We start from the raw sequence: 16471 nt of genomic DNA, 5'->3' as shown, positions 1-16471 counted from the left end.
ATGCTCAACGCAAAATCGAATAAAGAGATCGTTGCCGCCGGCCATGCGTTTGCCAAAAACGTGTCAGCTGATACCGGATTGATGGACATGGCCAAGATGGTAAGCGAGCTCGCCACACGTCTCGACGTCGCGAACGCTCGCGCCAGTGTGATGGCAGGCGAAGTCCTGCGCATTAACAGCATCATGCCGGACGCCATCGCTGCGCTGAACGCCACTGGCGACCATATGAGCCTCGTTGCCAATCTAAATGCCGCGATGGTGACACCAGCCGCTAACGAGTGGATTAAGGCTCTCCAGGCTGAAGCAGTCGTGCTGACGCGTAAATACGTCCAGACCATGACCAACCATCAGCAGCCCGGCGTATCTCACGTTATCAACCTCATCTCGCAGCTGGAGATGGACATGCTGCGCGGCAGCGCCGGCAAGGATGATGAGTAATGATACACTATCACGGGGGTCCGATTACACCTGACCTTGCCGCGCTGAAAGCCTGGCGCGGCCGGCACGCCTTTATCTCGTTCGCCCATCCCGAGCAGCTTGGGCTGGCATCTGAAGCTTGCCAGTCATTCGCGCTGGATAACGGCGCGTTTACGGCGTGGAAAGCAGCTGGCCGCAATAAAATCGACTGGGCCGATTATTACGAGTTCGTGGCGCGCTGGAAAAATCATCCAGGCTTCGATTTTGCGATCATCCCCGATGTAATCGACGGCGGAGAAGCGGAGAACGAGGCGCTACTGGATGAGTGGCCGCACGGTGATTTCTACGGCGTTCCAGTGTGGCACATGAACGAAAGTGACGAGCGTTTCATTCGGCTTTGCAACGAGTATCCGCGGGTAGCGATCGGCAGCTGTGGCGAGTATGACGTGAAGCGTCCAAACCTCGCTGTTGCGCGGATGAAAGACCTTATTCGCCACGTGACCGACGCTTACGGACAGCCGATCGCTAAGCTGCATGGTCTGCGCATGCTCAACCCGCAGATATTTACCAAACTACCGCTGGCGAGCGCTGACAGTACAAACGTCGCGCGCAACATCGGTATCGATAAAGCATGGTCTGGCGCATACGCGCCGGCATCCAAAGAAACCCGTGCGGCCTTGTTAGTGGAGCGTATCGAGTCGCATAACAGCCAAGGTTCTCTGATCTATTGCGAACAACGGGACCGCATCTCTCTGCAAATGGCGCTAGAGGTATAGCAATGAGTAACGTTCTAGCCCTGAAATTCAGCAATGCAGAGCCGGACCAGCTGCTCGGGACTCTGTCAGTTGAAGAGGTGATGGAGGTTCTTAAAGAAAGGGTTCGCTCTGAGGTTGAGGAAGAGGTGCGGGGCGACTATCAAGGGCAAATAGATGACCTGGAATGCCAGCTCGATGAGGAAGGCAACTGGATGAGCGATGCCGAAAGTTGGAAATGCGACGCTATCGGGCTTTATCGTGCTATCGAAGCGGCTATTCAGTTGCCATGGTCGGAGGGATTACCGCTTCTGCGTCAGGCAATGGAAGACCATGGACAGGATATCGACTGATGGCCAAATCCCCCGCCGAACGCAAAGCCGCGCAGCGTGCCCGCCAAGCCGCTGCTGGCGGTAAAAAGCTGGAGCTGAAGCTGGATAGTCAGGAAGTCGAGATGCTGGCGCAGAACTGCGCCGCACGCCGGCCCAGTCGCGAGCCGTATGAGCTGAACGAGTACATCACGATGCTTATCCGCAAGGACGCGGCTGAGCTGGCGCAGCAGCTGGAAGCGCTGGCGAAGCGCAAGTGCGGGAAGTGTGGCGATCGGCTGCCGGTCAGCGCGTGCCCCTGCCAGGGTGATTCACAGTGCTGGGCCACCAGCGGCTGGCTTGAGACAAAATTAAACATCACACCGTGACGTGTCACGGGTGCTTAACCTGTTGCAGCAGGAGTGGAGAAATTAATGAACACAATGTTTTTATTGATGGCCGAATATGAAACCGCAACAGTTCCATTAAGCCAGGTATGCGAAAAGTTTTTTGGAATGAAAGCTGCTACGGCTGAAAGAAAGGCTTCAGAAAATAAATTGCCGATCCCCACCTTTCGTACAGCTGAAAGCCAGAAAGCCCCTCGGATGGTGCATATTTCTGACCTTGCTGAGTTTATCGATAGGCAACGAGAAGAAAGCAAAGCCATACATCAGTCTTTACGGCGTGATGTAAGACTTAGTTAACCAGACGGCATCAAGGCGTGAACAGAAGAAGATTACCTCTGATTTACGCCTCCATTTAAAATCCATCTATCAACATCAGCCAGTAAGTAGAGCTTAGGCCTGCTTCTGACAGGCTTTAGAAACCCCCACCTAACCGTGTAATTCCGGATTGTCATTCTTGATGAAACCCTCAGCTTTTCCATCACCTCTTTTTCCAAAATCAACTCGATGTCAGCCATGAAGAGCAACCTCTGCTTATCTCATATTGTTGTTGATTGCCGCGCATTAAGGGGTTATTTTCTCATGTCTCGGGTACCCTTGAGGCCCCCTTTACAGCATAAGTTTATGTTTTAGATAAAAAGAACCCCAGCAAGATAACTGGGGTTTGGTACTTGCAAACATCACGTCATAAGGCGTGCTGCGCGGCAAAATCTGTGGTGATTCAGGCTACCCTGACGGTATTAAGCTGCATCACGCTTTTCATGGCTTCCACCACATCGCTATCCACGCAGTAACGGCTGAACTCGTCCATTTCGGCTTCGGAACACATGGAGACACCGGCTTTACGATAACGCATCGGTGAGGTCACGAGGCGGCTGGCGGAGCTGTGAACCTCGCTAAGTCCGCTGTCCAGGAACTTTTGCAGGTTGCTCAGGCGTACGCCAGCACCAGCCATAATGATTGGACCTTCGCTCTGTTCATTAAGTTCCCTTAATAATGCAATTCCGTTTTCCGCGCTCTGTTGCTGGCCGGACGTCAGGATGCGCGCCACGCCCAGCGCGGTTAACTCATCCAGCGCGCGATTGGGGCTGTGGCAAAGATCGAAGGCGCGATGAAAGGTCACCTGCATGCCGTCGCACAGCGCCATAATTTGCCGCATACGCGAACGGTCGATATGCGCCTCTTCATCCAGCATGCCGATCACCAGGCCGGGAAAACCCATTTCGCGAATTTTCGCCACGTCGGACTTCATAATCTCGAATTCGCGCGCGGTGTAGCAGAAGTCGCCGCCGCGTGGTCGGACGATAGGATGAACCGGAATCGATATTTCACGGCGTGCTGCTTCCAGCGAGCCGGACGACGGGGTCAGGCCGCCTTCACGCGGTCCGGCGCACAGCTCAACGCGGTCGGCGCCGGCCTGCTGCGCGGTCATGGCGCAATCCACGCCGTAGCAGCAAATTTCCAGTGTGGTCATCTGTTTCTCCTTTACATGACGTCTGGCTCGACACAGGGCGATAAGTTAGTCTGACTACCCAATGAGTTTACGTGGAAACCAGCGCATGGCATTCAATTTTGACCAACGGATAGACCGTCGTCACACCGATAGCCTCAAATGGAACAAATATAGTGACCGCGACGTCCTTCCTCTGTGGGTCGCGGACACCGATTTTCGCTCGCCTGATTGCGTTATCGACGCGATAAAAACCCGCGCCGAACATGGCGTTTTTGGTTACGGCGACCGCCCGACAGGATTGATCGACGCCGCCATCGCGCGCTTCGAACAGCGCTACCAGTGGAAAGTAGAGCCGGAGTGGATTGTGGTGCTGCCTGGCGTGGTGAGCGGACTCAATCTGACGGTGCGCGCGCTTACCGCGCCCGACGAGCGCTCAATCTCTCCTTCACCCATCTATCCCCCTTTTCGCGGCGCGGCGAAGCTGGCGGCGCGCGAGCAGATCACCCTGCCGTTGAGGTGCCGGTCGGGACGCTGGGTCGTCGACTTCAGCGAGGCCGCCGCCCTGCTTAACGGCAAAGAGAAGCTGTTGATGCTCTGCAACCCGCAAAATCCCGGCGGCACCGTCTATCGCCGCGACGAGCTGGAAGCGCAGCTGGCCTTTGCCCGCCAGCACGATTTGATCGTCTGTTCCGATGAGATCCACTGCGATCTGCTGCTCGAGCCTGGTGTCCGGCATACTCCCTTTGCCAGCCTGAGCGAAGATGCCGCCCAGCGCAGCGTCACCCTGATTTCGCCGTCCAAAACCTTCAACATCGCCGGACTCGGCGCGTCGCTGGCGATTATTCCCAACGCGGAACTGCGGGCGCGCTTTAAGCAGGCGCGCTACGGTATCGTGCCCGAGGTCGATATTCTGGCGCTGGTCGCCGCCGAAGCGGCCTGGCGCGGCGGCGACGCGTGGCTGGAGGCGCTGCTCGCCTATCTGCGCGTCAGCCGCGATCGTCTGCATGCCGCCGTTAACGCGCTGCCGGGCCTGTCGATGGCCAGTCCGGAAGCGACCTACCTCGGCTGGATAGACTGCAGCGGGCTGGATGTCGCCAGCCCGGCGCTCTATTTTGAAAACCAGGGATTAGGCTTTTCGCCCGGACGCGATTTCGGCGACGATCGCTTTGTGCGCTTTAATTTCGGCTGCACCCACGCCACGCTGGAAGAGGCGCTCGACCGGCTGCGCGCTGCCGTCGCCGCGCGCGCTTAGCTCGCCTCGCTGGCGACGATCTCCTCCAGTCGCCACGGATGAAATTTTATCGTGGTCTGCCCGTCGGTCACGGCCAGCGTCGGATTGGGCAGCCGCTCGTTTTCGCCCTGCGGCGAGCTGGTTTTGAACGAAATGCCCGGCTGCGCCAGCGCGTCGTCGCTGAGCAGCGCCATGGCGCGCATGCCCAGCGTCTGATGATCGCCGCGCAGCACGATTTCTACATGCTCAAAGCCCTCATGGCGATAGCGCTTCTCTCCTGGCCAGGGAAGTTCGATAACGTCCAGCGCCCAGCCGTTCAGTTGCAGAGGCTGATGCAGCTTAAACAGGCAGATGGGACGCCCATTGATGATCGCTTCGGAAAATTGCGTCCCGATCTTCAATAGTCCCTGCTTCCAGCGCTCCGCCGTGCTGTTCTGATGACAGCGCACCGCAATATGGTCGGCCTCAAGCGCCGCTAAGTTTAATCCGAGGCGATTGGCGAATTGTTGCAGCGACGCGCTGAAGCGCGTCAGATCGCGCTCTAAGTCCTGTAATTCAGAGGGAAATATCGGGGAGGAGGTCATAAAACGTCTCAGTTAGTTTAAGCTTTTTAATAAATGGAAAGTCCCGCCAGCACTGCTTCAGGCGCGATAAAATGTTAGGAATCATCCGATTTGGCCGTAATTTTGCCGTAAAACCACGTAAATTACCCTTTTAATTCGGATTTATCCCCTCTTCAGGTCCAGCAGTTGCTGGATGAATGTTAGTTAAGCTCATGAAAAATATGATATTCATTTATACAATAAGATAACTCTTATTTGCCAGCCAAACAATTGCAGCCAAACCGCCTTTCTTATAAATTTGACCTAACACAACTACAAGGAATGGCTCTATGTTCATGCTCATTGTTGTCGCAGTCCTGATCGCACTGATGGGATTTGCAATTTCCCGCCACTGGAAGGTGCGTGAAGACAAAAGCGTCAAAAATCCTCGTCGCCCTCTTCGTCGTCGCTAATCTCTCTGTTTCGGGAAACCGGCCTGACGCCGTTTCCCCGCACGTTCTCTTGCGCGGCGGCTGCTGACGCAACGTGACATTTCACGTATACTTCCCCTCTTCTTTTTTCCATTCTGCGTGGCCTCAGGGCGCGTCGGCAGAGTGAGGACAACGGCTCTCTGCGCGGCAGACGAGCCTTTTAGCACATGAAGGTAATGCGGTGAATATTCAGGCTCTTCTTTCCGAAAAAGTCAGTCAGGCGATGATTTTAGCCGGTGCGCCGGCCGACTGTGAACCCCAGGTTCGCCAGTCCGCCAAGGTTCAGTTTGGGGATTATCAGGCGAACGGCATTATGGCCGTCGCGAAAAAGCTGGGTCAGGCGCCGCGTCAGCTGGCTGAAAGCGTGATAACGCATCTTGACCTGAAAGGTATTGCCAGCAAGGTAGAGATTGCCGGGCCAGGCTTCATCAATATTTTTCTCGATCGCGACTGGCTTGCCGCGCAGGCGAAGCAGGCGCTGACGCAGCCGCGTCTGGGCGTCGCCGCCGTTGAGCCGCAAACCATCGTCGTCGACTACTCCGCGCCGAACGTGGCGAAAGAGATGCATGTCGGCCACGTCCGCTCCACCATTATCGGCGATGCCGCAGTGCGCACCCTGTCGTTTCTGGGTCATAACGTGATCCGCGCTAACCATGTGGGCGACTGGGGCACGCAGTTCGGCATGCTGATCGCCTATCTTGAAAAGCAGCAGAACGAGCATCATGAAGAGATCGCGCTCGCCGACCTCGAAGCCTTCTATCGCGAAGCGAAACGCACCTACGACGAAGACGAAGCCTTCGCCGAGCGCGCGCGCGCCTATGTGGTCAAGCTGCAGGGCGGCGACGAATATTGCCGCACCATGTGGAAGAAGCTGGTCGATATCACTATGGGCCAGAACCAGCTGATTTACGACCGCCTTAACGTGACCCTGACGCGCAAAGATGTGATGGGCGAAAGCCTCTATAACGACATGCTGCCGGGCATCGTCGACGATCTGCGCGCCAAAGGGCTGGCGGTGACCAGCGAAGGCGCGACCGTGGTGTTCCTCGACGAGTTCAAAAATAAAGAAGGCGAACCGATGGGGGTCATCATTCAGAAGAAAGATGGCGGCTACCTCTATACGACCACCGATATCGCCTGCGCCAAATATCGTTATGAGACGCTGAAGGCCGATCGCGTGCTCTACTACATCGATTCGCGCCAGCATCAGCATCTGCAGCAGGCGTGGACTATCGTGCGCAAAGCGGGCTACGTGCCGGAATCCGTTCCGCTGGAGCATCACGCCTTCGGCATGATGCTGGGCAAAGACGGCCGTCCGTTTAAAACCCGCAGCGGCGGCACCATCAAGCTCGCCGATCTGCTGGAAGAGGCGCACGATCGCGCGCTGGCGCTGGTGCGCGAGAAGAACCCGGAGATGAGCGAAGCGGAGCTGCAGCAGCTGGCGGAAGTGGTCGGCATCGGCGCGGTGAAGTATGCCGATCTGTCGAAGAGCCGCACCACCGATTACATTTTCGACTGGGACAATATGCTGGCGTTCGAGGGCAATACAGCGCCCTATATGCAGTACGCTTACACCCGCGTGCTCTCCGTGTTCCGTAAAGCGGGCGTCGACGTCGACAGCATCGATGCGCCGCTGGCGATTACTGAGGATCGCGAAGCGCAGCTGGCGACGCGCCTGCTGCAGTTCGAAGAGACCATTACCCAGGTGGCGCGCGACGGCACGCCGCACGTGATGTGCGCCTATCTTTACGATCTGGCGGGTCTGTTCTCCGGCTTCTACGAGCACTGCCCGATCCTCAGCGCAGAGGACGAGGCGACGCGCCAGAGCCGCCTGCAGCTGGCCGCGCTGACGGCGAAGACGCTGAAACAGGGTCTGGACACCCTCGGCATCAAAACCGTCGAGCGTATGTAACAAACAAAAAACCCCGCCAGGGCGGGGTTTTTTGTTAAGGCTTGTGCGGGTACGGATAGTCTGGTCCGATCGCAAAGTCGCTCAAGGCATCCATGCGCGCTCGGCCCGCGGGGATACGCACCTCATCCCTGAGGTGCGCCCGTAACGGGCCAGCGCTCTGCGCCGTTCAAAAACGCTCCCGGCGTTTTTGTCCCTGCCGCGGGACGCTTTGCTCTTCGGTCCAGACTATCCGTACAGCTAACTTTTGCGCGCGCTTTAGGTTTTCCCTTCCCCGCTTTTAATTCTGGTAATTCACCATCACTTCGCTGCTCAGCACCTGCAAACCCGGCGGCAATGCGCCCCTGCCCGCCACGCCGAACACCATATAGAGCGTTTCATTGGCATCCAGCGAGGCCAGCTCGCGCGTCGCGCCGCTGCCACCCTCCAGCGAGGCGCAGCGCTGCGCGCCGCAGAGCTTCACCTGCAATCCCGACGGCGCCGTGCCGGTGAGCTGATAGCGCCAGTTAATCAGATTCACCGTGCCGGAAACGCCCGGCGGCGCATGCAGCGGCTTTGACTTCACCCAGGCGCCGCGGTTGCTCAGCGGCGGGCCGCTAACGCTGGCGTGCCATGCGCCCGACGCGGCGTAAAGCGGCAGCGCCGTCAGCGACAGCAGCACCAGACCCCACAGCCCATAACGCATTATTTGCCTCCGATAGTGGCGGTCATACGGATATGTCGATTGTCGGTCAGCTCCATATTGGAGAGCACCACCAGCTGCGGCAGATTGCGGCGCAGGAAGCGCGCCAGCAGCGCGCGCAGCGGATGATTGACCAGCAGCACCGGCGGCGCGCCCAGCATCTCCTGACGCTGCAGCGCGGCCTGCGCCTGCTCCAGCAGTCGGTCGGCCAGACCCGGCTCCAGCCCGCCGCCGCCCTGCAGCGCCTGCAGCAGCAGACGCTCCAGCGTGGTATCGAGGCCGATCACCTGCACTTCGTCATTGCCCGGGAACCACTGCTGGGTAATGGCGCGGCCCAGCGCTACGCGAACCACGCTGGTCAACTCCTGCGGATCGTTCTGCACCGGGGCGTGTTCCGCCAGCGTTTCGATAATGGTGCGCATATCGCGAATCGAGACGCGCTCGATCAGCAGGTTTTGCAGCACCTTGTGCAGCGTCGTCAGGGTGATAACGCCTGGCACCAGATCTTCCGTCAGCTTCGGCATCTCCTGGCTGACGCGATCGAGCAGCTGCTGCGCCTCCTGACGACCAAACAGCTCGCTGGCGTACTGCCCAATCAGATGGTTAAGATGCGTTGCCACCACGGTGCTCGCCTCAACCACGGTAAAGCCCTGAATCTGCGCCTGCTCCTTCAACGCGCTGTCGATCCAGATGGCCGCCAGACCGAACGCCGGATCGACCGTTGTCTCGCCCGGCAGCGTGCCCGCCGCCGTGCCTGGGTTGATCGCCATCCAGCGGCCAGGATAGGCATCGCCGCTGCCGATCTCGACCCCTTTCATCAGAATGCGGTAGCGCGCAGGCGGCAGCTCCATGTTGTCGCGGATATGCACCACCGGCGGCAGAAAGCCGACATCCTGCGCCACCTTTTTACGGATGCTGCGGATACGGCCCAGCAGCTCGCCGTTCTGGGTGCTGTCCACCATCGGGATCAGGCGATAGCCGACCTCCATGCCCAGCGTGTCCTCCAGCTGCACGTCGGTCCAGGAGGCTTCGGTATTGGCTGGCGTGTCGGACGCTTTCATCACCGCGCTGCTGGCGGCTTCCGGATTCTTCTTCGCCTCCATCTCGCGGCCGCGCATCCACCAGGCCAGGCCGAGCAGCGCGCCGGTAAACAGCAGAAACACGAAGTTCGGCATGCCGGGCACCATGCCAAGCAGGCCGAGCACGCCGGCGCTGAGCAGCATGACGCGCGGGTTATTGAACAGCTGCCCCACCATCTGCTCGCCGACATCCTGATCGGTGCCGACGCGGGTGACGATCACGCCCGCCGCGGTAGAGATCACCAGCGCCGGGATCTGCGCCACCAGACCGTCGCCGATGGTCAGCAGCGTATAGGTCTCGGCGGCGTGGCCAATGTCCATGCCGTGCTGCACCACGCCGACCAGCAGCCCGCCGATCACGTTAATCACCATAATGAGAATGCCGGCGATGGCGTCGCCGCGCACGAACTTACTGGCGCCGTCCATCGAGCCGTAGAAGTCCGCTTCCTGCGTCACTTCGCTACGGCGCGTTTTCGCCTCCTGTTCGCCGATCAGGCCAGCGTTCAGGTCGGCGTCGATCGCCATCTGTTTGCCCGGCATGCCGTCAAGCACGAAGCGCGCGCCCACTTCCGCGATACGCCCTGCGCCTTTGGTGATAACCATGAAGTTGATCACTACCAGGATAACGAACACCACGATGCCGATGGCGAAGTTGCCGCCGACGAGGAAGTGGCCGAACGCCTCGACCACCCGTCCCGCCGCGCCCGCGCCGGTGTGACCTTCCATCAGAATGATGCGCGTCGAGGCGACGTTCAGCGCCAGGCGCAGCAGCGTCGAGAAGAGCAGAATGGTCGGGAAGGCGGCGAACTCCAGCGTGCGCTGGGTGAACATCGCCACCAGCAGCACCATAATCGAGAGCGCGATGTTAAAGGTGAACAGCAGATCGAGGATGAAGGCGGGCAACGGCAGCACCATCATCGACAGGATCATCATGATCAACACGGGACCGGCAAGCACCTGCCACTGTGTATCTTTCAGGTTGTTCGGTAAACGCAGTTTTGCGGCCAGGTTAGCCATCGTTTCGCTTCTCTCCTGCAAAGTCCATCTCTGCCGGGACCGGCAGGTTTTTCGGTTTGTTCGGTATCAGGCCGCCTTCGCGCTTCCAGCGACGCAGCTGCCAGACCCAGGCGAGCACTTCCGCCACCGCCGCGTAAAGCGCGCCGGGGATCTGCTGGCCGATTTCAGTGTGCCGGTAGAGGGCGCGCGCCAGCGGCGGCGCCTCCAGCAGCGGAATGCGATGCTCTGCGGCGATTTCTCGGATCTTCAACGCTACCTCGCCCGCGCCTTTCGCCACCACTTTCGGCGCGCTCATCTTGTTCTCGTTGTACTGCAGCGCCACCGAGTAGTGCGTCGGGTTGGTCACAATCACGTCCGCCTTCGGCACATCGGCCATCATGCGGCGGCGCGCGGCGGCGCGCATCGCCTGGCGAATGCGTCCTTTGACGTGCGGGTCGCCCTCCTGCTGTTTGAATTCGTCGCGGATCTCCTGGCGCGACATGCGCAGCTTTTTGTAGTAGCTGTAGAGCTGCCAGAAAACGTCGTAGCCCACCATCGGGATAAGCCCGAGGATCACCAGCGCGCAGCAGGCGGCGATCATGCCCAGCCCATGCATCAGAGCATTGGTAGGCGACTGGCTGATCAGCCGCAGCATCTCCGGCCAGTGCGACCAGATGTACCAGCCGCCGACGCTGCCCACCAGAATCGCCTTCAGGATGCCCTTAAAGAGTTCGGTCCAGGCCTGCGCGGCGAACATACGGGCGAAGCCAGGCAGCGGATTGAGCTTTTTAAAGTCCATCTTGATCGATTTGCCGCTGATCACGATGCCGCCCAGCAGCATCGGCGCGGCGATCGCCACCAGCACCAGCCCGCCCATTAGCGGCAGCAGCGCCATCACCGCCTGGCCGATCAGGCTGCTGATATGGCCGATAATCAGTTTGCTGTCGTTCACCATGCTGTGGTCGAAGCGCAGCCCGGAGGCGACCATCGCCGCCAGCTGGCGCGCCATCAGCGTGCCGCCCAGCCAGAGGATCATCAGTCCCGCCAGCAGCATCAGCACCGACGTCAGCTCGCGCGAACGCGGAATCTGCCCCTCTTCACGCGCTTTTTCAAGTCGGTGGGGTGTGGGCGATTCTGTTTTGTCCTCGTCGCTCTCTTCAGCCACGACAAACCTCAGTGGGTAGGAATTCTGAGCATAGAATGCCAAATTTGGCTTTGGTTAAAGCGAAGATAAAACGGCGAAAAGAGGCGTTCTTTAGCGGATGAGTTTGGGAATGAGGAACGGGACCGCCAGAAAGGCGGCCCCGCTTATGGCAAGCCGTCGCCAGCCTGAAGGCTGACGACGCAGGGTTAAAACCCTAAGCTATCCAGCAGGTCGTCAACCTGATCCTGGTTCGCCACCACGCCCGGTGCATCGGCGTGGATCTGCGGACCGTTCAGCAGGCTGGTGCCCTCCTGACGCTTCTCGGCGCTGACTTCCGGCATGTTCTCCAGCAGCACCATCAACAGCTGGCGCTCGATCTCCTGGATCACATCCATCATGCGCTTGATAACCTGACCGGTCAGGTCCTGGAAATCCTGCGCCATCATGATTTCAAGCAGCTGCTTGTTGGTAAAGGCGGTATGATCTGGCACTTCGCTGAGGAATGCGCGCGTATCCGTCACCAACTCCCGCGCATCGGCCAGTTCGATCGGGTTTTCAAACCATTGGTCCCAACGCCCTTTCAGCTGGGTTGCCCCGGCTTCCATTTTATCCTGATGCGGTTGCGCCGCTTCGACGCAGTTCAGCGCACGGTCGGCAGCCTGCGCCGTCATCTGCACCACATAATCCAGACGATCGCGGGCATCGGGAATGGCTTCAGCCGCATCGGCGATGGCTTTATCCAGCCCCAGCTCGCGCAGACTGTCGCGCAGCATGCGCGTCAGAGAGCCGATGCGAGCAATGATGTCGTGTGCCGAGGCATCCTCAGTTGGTTTCGGAAGGTCGCTCATCACATCTCCTTACATGCCCAGTTTTTCGAAGATCTTGCCTAATTTCTCTTCCAGCGTAGCGGCGGTGAAAGGCTTCACCACGTAGCCGCTGGCGCCAGCCTGTGCGGCGGCGATAATGTTCTCTTTCTTCGCTTCCGCGGTCACCATCAGCACCGGCAGCTTGCCCAGCGCGGCGTCGGCGCGAATGGTCTGCAGCAGCTGCAGGCCATCCATGTTCGGCATGTTCCAGTCGGAGATCACGAAGTCGAAACCGCCCGCTTTCAGCTTGCCGAGAGCGTCTACACCATCTTCCGCTTCTTCGACGTTATTGAAGCCCAGCTCTTTCAGCAGGTTACGCACAATACGACGCATCGTGTTGAAGTCGTCCACCACCAAAAAGCGCATGTTTTTATCAGCCATAATTACTCCTGTGTTATCTCGCCCGGCAGGACGGGCCTGTTAAATACGCAGTGCCTGTCCGGCGCTAATTTTTGCCAGCATATGCTGGCTGATGTTGCCTAAATCCACGACTTCGCTTACACCGCCGCTGGCGATGGCTTCTCGCGGCATTCCAAAGACCACGCAGGAGGCTTCGCTCTGCGCGATGGTCCAGGCGCCGGCGCGATGCATTTCCAGCATGCCCGCCGCGCCGTCGTTGCCCATGCCGGTGAGGATGACGCCCACCGCGTTACGTCCGGCGTTGATGGCCACCGATTTGAACAGCACGTCCACAGAGGGTTTGTGGCGGTTCACCGGCGGCCCTTCATTCAGTTTCACTACATAGTTGGCGCCGCTGCGCGCCAGCTCCATATGCATCGCGCCAGGGGCGATGTAGGCGTGCCCAGGCAGGATGCGCTCGCCGTCCTCCGCCTCTTTCACCGTGATCTGACAGAGCTTGTTCAGGCGATCGGCGAAAGATTTGGTAAAGCCCGGCGGCATATGCTGGGTGATCATTAGCGCCGGACTGGTCGGTGGCAGCGGCTGCAGCACGTGGCGAATCGCTTCGGTGCCGCCGGTCGAAGAGCCGATGGCGATCAGCTTTTCGCTGCTCAGCAGCGGCCCAGCCTTTAGGGTCACCGGCGCCGGCATCATCGGACGGGCGTGCAGCTGCGCGCGCGCCGCCGCGCGGATCTTGTCGGCGATCATCTGGCTGTAGGCCAGCATCCCTTCGCGGATGCCGAGCTGCGGCTTGGTAACGAAATCCACCGCCCCGAGCTCCAGCGCGCGCAGGGTGATCTCCGAGCCTTTGCCGGTCAGCGACGACACCATCACCACCGGCATCGGGCGCAAACGCATCAGCTTCTCGAGAAAGTCGAGGCCGTCCATGCGCGGCATCTCCACGTCCAGCGTCAGCACCTGCGGGTTGTACTGCTTGATTAAATCGCGGGCGACCAGCGGATCGGGCGCTGTCGCCACCATCTCCATATCGGGATGACTGTTGATGATTTCGGTCATCAACTGGCGCATCAGCGCGGAGTCGTCCACGCACATTACGGTGATTTTGCTCATCATCTTTCCTTCGTCAGTCCATAGACGGTTTGTCCACGCAGCCAGAACTCTTTGCTGATCTGACTAAAGTTCTCTGAATGACCGGCAAACAGCAGTCCGCCCGGCTTCAGCAGGGGAACAAAACGGCGCAGAATCTTTTCCTGCGTCTCTTTATCGAAATAGATCATTACGTTGCGGCAAAAGATCGCATCGAAGGGCCCCGGCAGCGCCCACTCGTTCGCCAGCAGGTTAAGCTGGGCGAAGTTGACGCTGTTCGCCAGTTCCGGACGCACCCGCACCATGCCGTCATGCGGGCCGGTGCCGCGCAGGAAAAAGCGCTGCATCTGCTGCTGTGACAGCGTGCGCAGCTCTTCCTGGCGATAGACGCCGGAAATCGCCTTCTCCAGCACCTGGGTATCGATATCGCTGGCGTGCACCTGGAACTTGCCCGGACCGGCGCCAAGCGTTTCCGCCAGCGTCATGGCGATCGAGTAAGGCTCCTCGCCGGTCGAGGCGGCGGCGCACCAGACGTTAAAGCTGCCCGCGCGCTTGCGCGCGTGTTCCGCCAGGATGGGGAAGTGGTGCGCCTCGCGGAAAAACGCCGTCAGGTTGGTGGTCAAAGCGTTGATAAAGGCCTGCCACTCTGCGCTGTTGACGTCGTTCTCCAGCAGCGCCAGATAGCGGCCAAAGTCGTCGATGTTCAGCGTGCGCAGACGGCGCACCAGACGGTTGTAGACCATCTCGCGCTTATGGTCGGCCAGCACAATGCCAGCGCGCTGATAGATCAGCTGGCTGATACGACGAAAGTGTGTATCCGAAAGCGGCAGACGCTGCACCATCTGCGAGAGCAGCGTTGTCGCTTCGGTTTGATCCAGTAACGTCGATTTCTTCATTTCAGGTCACCTGGCACTGTACTTAATTCATTAAATTCTGCTGCTATGTCGGGCGGCGTTGTCGCCGGCCCGACCATCCAGGCGATTAAAAGGTTTCCCAGTTGTCGTCGCTGCGAACAGCTGGCGCGCGGGAGGCCGCAGCCGGCGCGTCCAGTCGTAAACTTTTCGACGCCGTAGTTCTGTTAACGGCCTGGGCGACAAATTCTTTACCAATATTGAACACAGAAACTGCCTGTTTCAGTCGGCTGGCCTGATCTTCCAGCGAGGCGGCCGCCGAAGCGGACTCTTCCACCAGCGCGGCGTTCTGCTGGGTGACGCGATCCATCTCCGTCACCGCGAGGCCGACCTGATCGATGCCGCGGCTCTGCTCGTCCGACGCCGAGGCGATCTCGCCCATGATGTCGGTGACGCGCGTGACCGCGCTAACGATGTCATGCATGGTCTCGCCTGCGCTCTCTACCAGCACCGAGCCGGTATCGACGCGCGCCACGGAGTCCTCGATCAGCGCTTTAATCTCTTTCGCAGCCTGGGCGCTACGCTGCGCCAGGCTGCGCACTTCGCCCGCCACCACGGCAAAGCCGCGGCCCTGTTCGCCCGCGCGCGCCGCTTCCACCGCCGCGTTGAGCGCCAGAATGTTGGTCTGGAAGGCGATGCCGTCGATGACGCTGGTGATATCGGCGATCTTTTTCGAGCTGCCCGCAATATCGCTCATGGTTTTCACCACGCCGTCCACCACTTTGCCGCCCTTCTGCGCGGTTTCGGAGGCACTCAGCGCCAGCTGCGACGCCTGACGGGCGTTCTCGGCGTTCTGCTTCACGGTCGCGGTGAGCTGCTCCATGCTGGCGGCGGTCTGCTCCAGCGACGCCGCCTGCTCTTCGGTGCGGGACGAGAGATCGTTATTGCCGATGGCGATTTCGCTGGCGCCGGTGTAGATGGCGTCCGCGCCGTCGCGCACGGTGGAAACGGTGCGCGCCAGCTCCTGCTGCATCTCCTGCAGGGCCTCAAGCAGGTCGCCCAGCTCGTTGCGAACGCTATAGGTAATCGGCTGCGTCAGATCGCCGCGCGCGATATGGCGGATATGCTCGATGCTCAGCTTCAGCGGACCGATCAGCGCGCTGCGCATGACCGTCCAGACCAGCAGGCTGATCAGCAGCGAGGCGATCACCAGGCCGATCGCCATGAGAATGGCGTGGTTGTAAGCGGCGTTATTAGCGTCGATGCCCTGTTTCGCCAGCAACTGGTTATGGCTCTGCCAGGCGTTGTAATCGTTTTCAAACTTATCCTGAAAACCCTGAGTCGGCTGATCGACAAAGCCCTTGAAGTTACCGGCGGCAAGGAAGCCGGTCAGCTCGGTCAGCGCGTCACGGTAGGCTTTATAGTTCGCCTGCAGCGTCAGCACGTTCTCGGCGGTTTTCCCCTTTTCCGACAGGTTGGCGTTAAAGTCGGCGAAACCCTGATCGGCGACCTTCAGCTCCTGGTTGGCCAGCGCCACCAGATCCTGCACCGTCGCGCCGGAACCGGCCTGCTGACTGTCCAGCAGATAGCGGATGCCGGCCCGGTTCAGGGTGTTGCGCGCCTGTACCAGGGAAACCCATGAGGTGCCCATCGCCTGCTGTAGCGTCGCCAGACGCTGGTTATAGGCAAAATTCTCTTTGTCGGCTTTCACCGTATTGAAAAAAGCGCTTCCGGAAACCAGCTGGAGCAGAACAAACAGCGCCAGCACACCCAGCAGCCCGGAGATAACGCGTACTCGATTAAACATAAACACCTCATTGGTTGGCGGATCTCACCAGTTATCGGCGTTAGCGAGGGGATCTTTATGCAGGGAACGCGGGGTTGGACCAGCTGGGCTTAA

At 59.4% G+C, this 16471-nt stretch carries 19 protein-coding genes; 8 read left to right on the top strand and 11 right to left on the bottom strand.

Annotated features, from left to right (window positions below; genetic code table 11):
- The 5 genes from PVE98_RS08250 to PVE98_RS08230 are packed head-to-tail and all read left to right on the top strand — an operon-like array spanning position 1 to position 2181.
- Positions 1 to 438, top strand: a complete 438-nt coding sequence (locus PVE98_RS08250) for a hypothetical protein (RefSeq protein WP_103796123.1) — start codon at positions 1 to 3, stop codon at positions 436 to 438.
- Positions 438 to 1193, top strand: a complete 756-nt coding sequence (locus PVE98_RS08245) for a hypothetical protein (protein WP_407568572.1) — start codon at positions 438 to 440, stop codon at positions 1191 to 1193. Before PVE98_RS08250 ends, PVE98_RS08245 begins: the two co-directional genes overlap by 1 nt.
- 2 nt (positions 1194 to 1195) lie before the next feature.
- Positions 1196 to 1522: a hypothetical protein gene (locus PVE98_RS08240; RefSeq protein ID WP_103796125.1), complete on the top strand. Its 327-nt coding sequence runs from the start codon at positions 1196 to 1198 to the stop codon at positions 1520 to 1522.
- Positions 1522 to 1866: a hypothetical protein gene (locus PVE98_RS08235; protein WP_103796126.1), complete on the top strand. Its 345-nt coding sequence runs from the start codon at positions 1522 to 1524 to the stop codon at positions 1864 to 1866. Before PVE98_RS08240 ends, PVE98_RS08235 begins: the two co-directional genes overlap by 1 nt.
- A 45-nt stretch (positions 1867 to 1911) precedes the next feature.
- Positions 1912 to 2181 (top strand): pyocin activator PrtN family protein, encoded by a 270-nt coding sequence (locus PVE98_RS08230; RefSeq protein ID WP_103796127.1) that lies wholly within the window; start codon positions 1912 to 1914, stop codon positions 2179 to 2181.
- Positions 2182 to 2213: 32 nt separating this feature from the next.
- Here the strand turns inward: PVE98_RS08230 and PVE98_RS08225 are convergent, their stop codons facing one another.
- Positions 2214 to 2399 carry an AlpA family transcriptional regulator gene (locus PVE98_RS08225; RefSeq protein WP_407568571.1) on the bottom strand — a complete coding sequence of 62 codons (186 nt, stop codon included), beginning with the start codon at positions 2397 to 2399 and terminating at the stop codon, positions 2214 to 2216.
- A gap of 203 nt (positions 2400 to 2602) precedes the next feature.
- Entirely contained in the window at positions 2603 to 3355 is a 753-nt protein-coding gene (gene cutC, locus PVE98_RS08220; RefSeq protein WP_033749711.1) for a copper homeostasis protein CutC, read from the bottom strand.
- An 85-nt stretch (positions 3356 to 3440) separates the two neighbouring features.
- Between cutC and PVE98_RS08215 the strand changes: the two genes are divergently transcribed.
- A complete protein-coding gene (locus PVE98_RS08215; protein ID WP_096073339.1) occupies positions 3441 to 4586 on the top strand; it encodes a MalY/PatB family protein in 1146 nt (381 codons plus the stop codon).
- Here the strand turns inward: PVE98_RS08215 and PVE98_RS08210 are convergent.
- Positions 4583 to 5149, bottom strand: coding sequence for a VOC family protein (locus tag PVE98_RS08210; RefSeq protein ID WP_096073340.1), 567 nt, complete (start codon positions 5147 to 5149; stop codon positions 4583 to 4585). The two genes, PVE98_RS08215 and PVE98_RS08210, sit on opposite strands and share 4 nt — an antisense overlap.
- Positions 5150 to 5457: 308 nt before the next feature.
- Here PVE98_RS08210 and PVE98_RS08205 point away from each other — a divergent pair, with 308 nt between their 5' ends.
- Positions 5458 to 5580, top strand: coding sequence for a hypothetical protein (locus PVE98_RS08205; protein ID WP_255351572.1), 123 nt, complete (start codon positions 5458 to 5460; stop codon positions 5578 to 5580).
- A gap of 199 nt (positions 5581 to 5779) precedes the next feature.
- Positions 5780 to 7510, top strand: coding sequence for an arginine--tRNA ligase (gene argS / locus PVE98_RS08200; RefSeq protein ID WP_096073341.1), 1731 nt, complete (start codon positions 5780 to 5782; stop codon positions 7508 to 7510).
- A 277-nt stretch (positions 7511 to 7787) separates the two neighbouring features.
- Here the strand turns inward: argS and PVE98_RS08195 are convergent, their stop codons facing one another.
- The 8 genes from PVE98_RS08195 to PVE98_RS08160 all read right to left on the bottom strand — a co-directional run bounded on the left by PVE98_RS08195 (position 7788) and on the right by PVE98_RS08160 (position 16378).
- Complete coding sequence (locus PVE98_RS08195) at positions 7788 to 8192, bottom strand: flagellar protein FlhE (RefSeq protein WP_096073342.1); 405 nt, start codon at positions 8190 to 8192, stop codon at positions 7788 to 7790.
- Positions 8192 to 10285 (bottom strand): flagellar biosynthesis protein FlhA, encoded by a 2094-nt coding sequence (flhA, locus tag PVE98_RS08190; RefSeq protein ID WP_096073343.1) that lies wholly within the window; start codon positions 10283 to 10285, stop codon positions 8192 to 8194. The genes PVE98_RS08195 and flhA overlap by 1 nt, the downstream gene beginning before the upstream one ends.
- Entirely contained in the window at positions 10278 to 11429 is a 1152-nt protein-coding gene (gene flhB / locus PVE98_RS08185) for a flagellar biosynthesis protein FlhB (RefSeq protein WP_033749723.1), read from the bottom strand. The genes flhA and flhB overlap by 8 nt, the downstream gene beginning before the upstream one ends.
- Positions 11430 to 11614: 185 nt before the next feature.
- On the bottom strand, positions 11615 to 12256 hold the full coding sequence (gene cheZ / locus PVE98_RS08180; protein WP_033749725.1) for a protein phosphatase CheZ: 642 nt from the start codon (positions 12254 to 12256) through the stop codon (positions 11615 to 11617).
- 9 nt (positions 12257 to 12265) lie between these two features.
- Entirely contained in the window at positions 12266 to 12655 is a 390-nt protein-coding gene (cheY, locus tag PVE98_RS08175; protein ID WP_033749727.1) for a chemotaxis response regulator CheY, read from the bottom strand.
- Positions 12656 to 12694: 39 nt separating this feature from the next.
- Positions 12695 to 13744 carry a chemotaxis response regulator protein-glutamate methylesterase gene (locus tag PVE98_RS08170; protein ID WP_033749729.1) on the bottom strand — a complete coding sequence of 350 codons (1050 nt, stop codon included), beginning with the start codon at positions 13742 to 13744 and terminating at the stop codon, positions 12695 to 12697.
- Entirely contained in the window at positions 13744 to 14616 is an 873-nt protein-coding gene (cheR, locus tag PVE98_RS08165; protein ID WP_033749731.1) for a protein-glutamate O-methyltransferase CheR, read from the bottom strand. The genes PVE98_RS08170 and cheR overlap by 1 nt, the downstream gene beginning before the upstream one ends.
- Before the next feature lie 85 nt (positions 14617 to 14701).
- Positions 14702 to 16378 carry a methyl-accepting chemotaxis protein gene (locus PVE98_RS08160; RefSeq protein WP_033749733.1) on the bottom strand — a complete coding sequence of 559 codons (1677 nt, stop codon included), beginning with the start codon at positions 16376 to 16378 and terminating at the stop codon, positions 14702 to 14704.
- Positions 16379 to 16471 lie beyond the last annotated feature (93 nt).

It is taken from the genome of Pantoea sp. GABEPS69 (genome assembly GCF_045780835.1).
Taxonomy (GTDB): domain Bacteria; phylum Pseudomonadota; class Gammaproteobacteria; order Enterobacterales; family Enterobacteriaceae; genus Pantoea; species Pantoea septica.
Note: the sequence above shows the minus strand (reverse complement) of the source record. Positions and strands in the feature narration are given on the sequence as shown.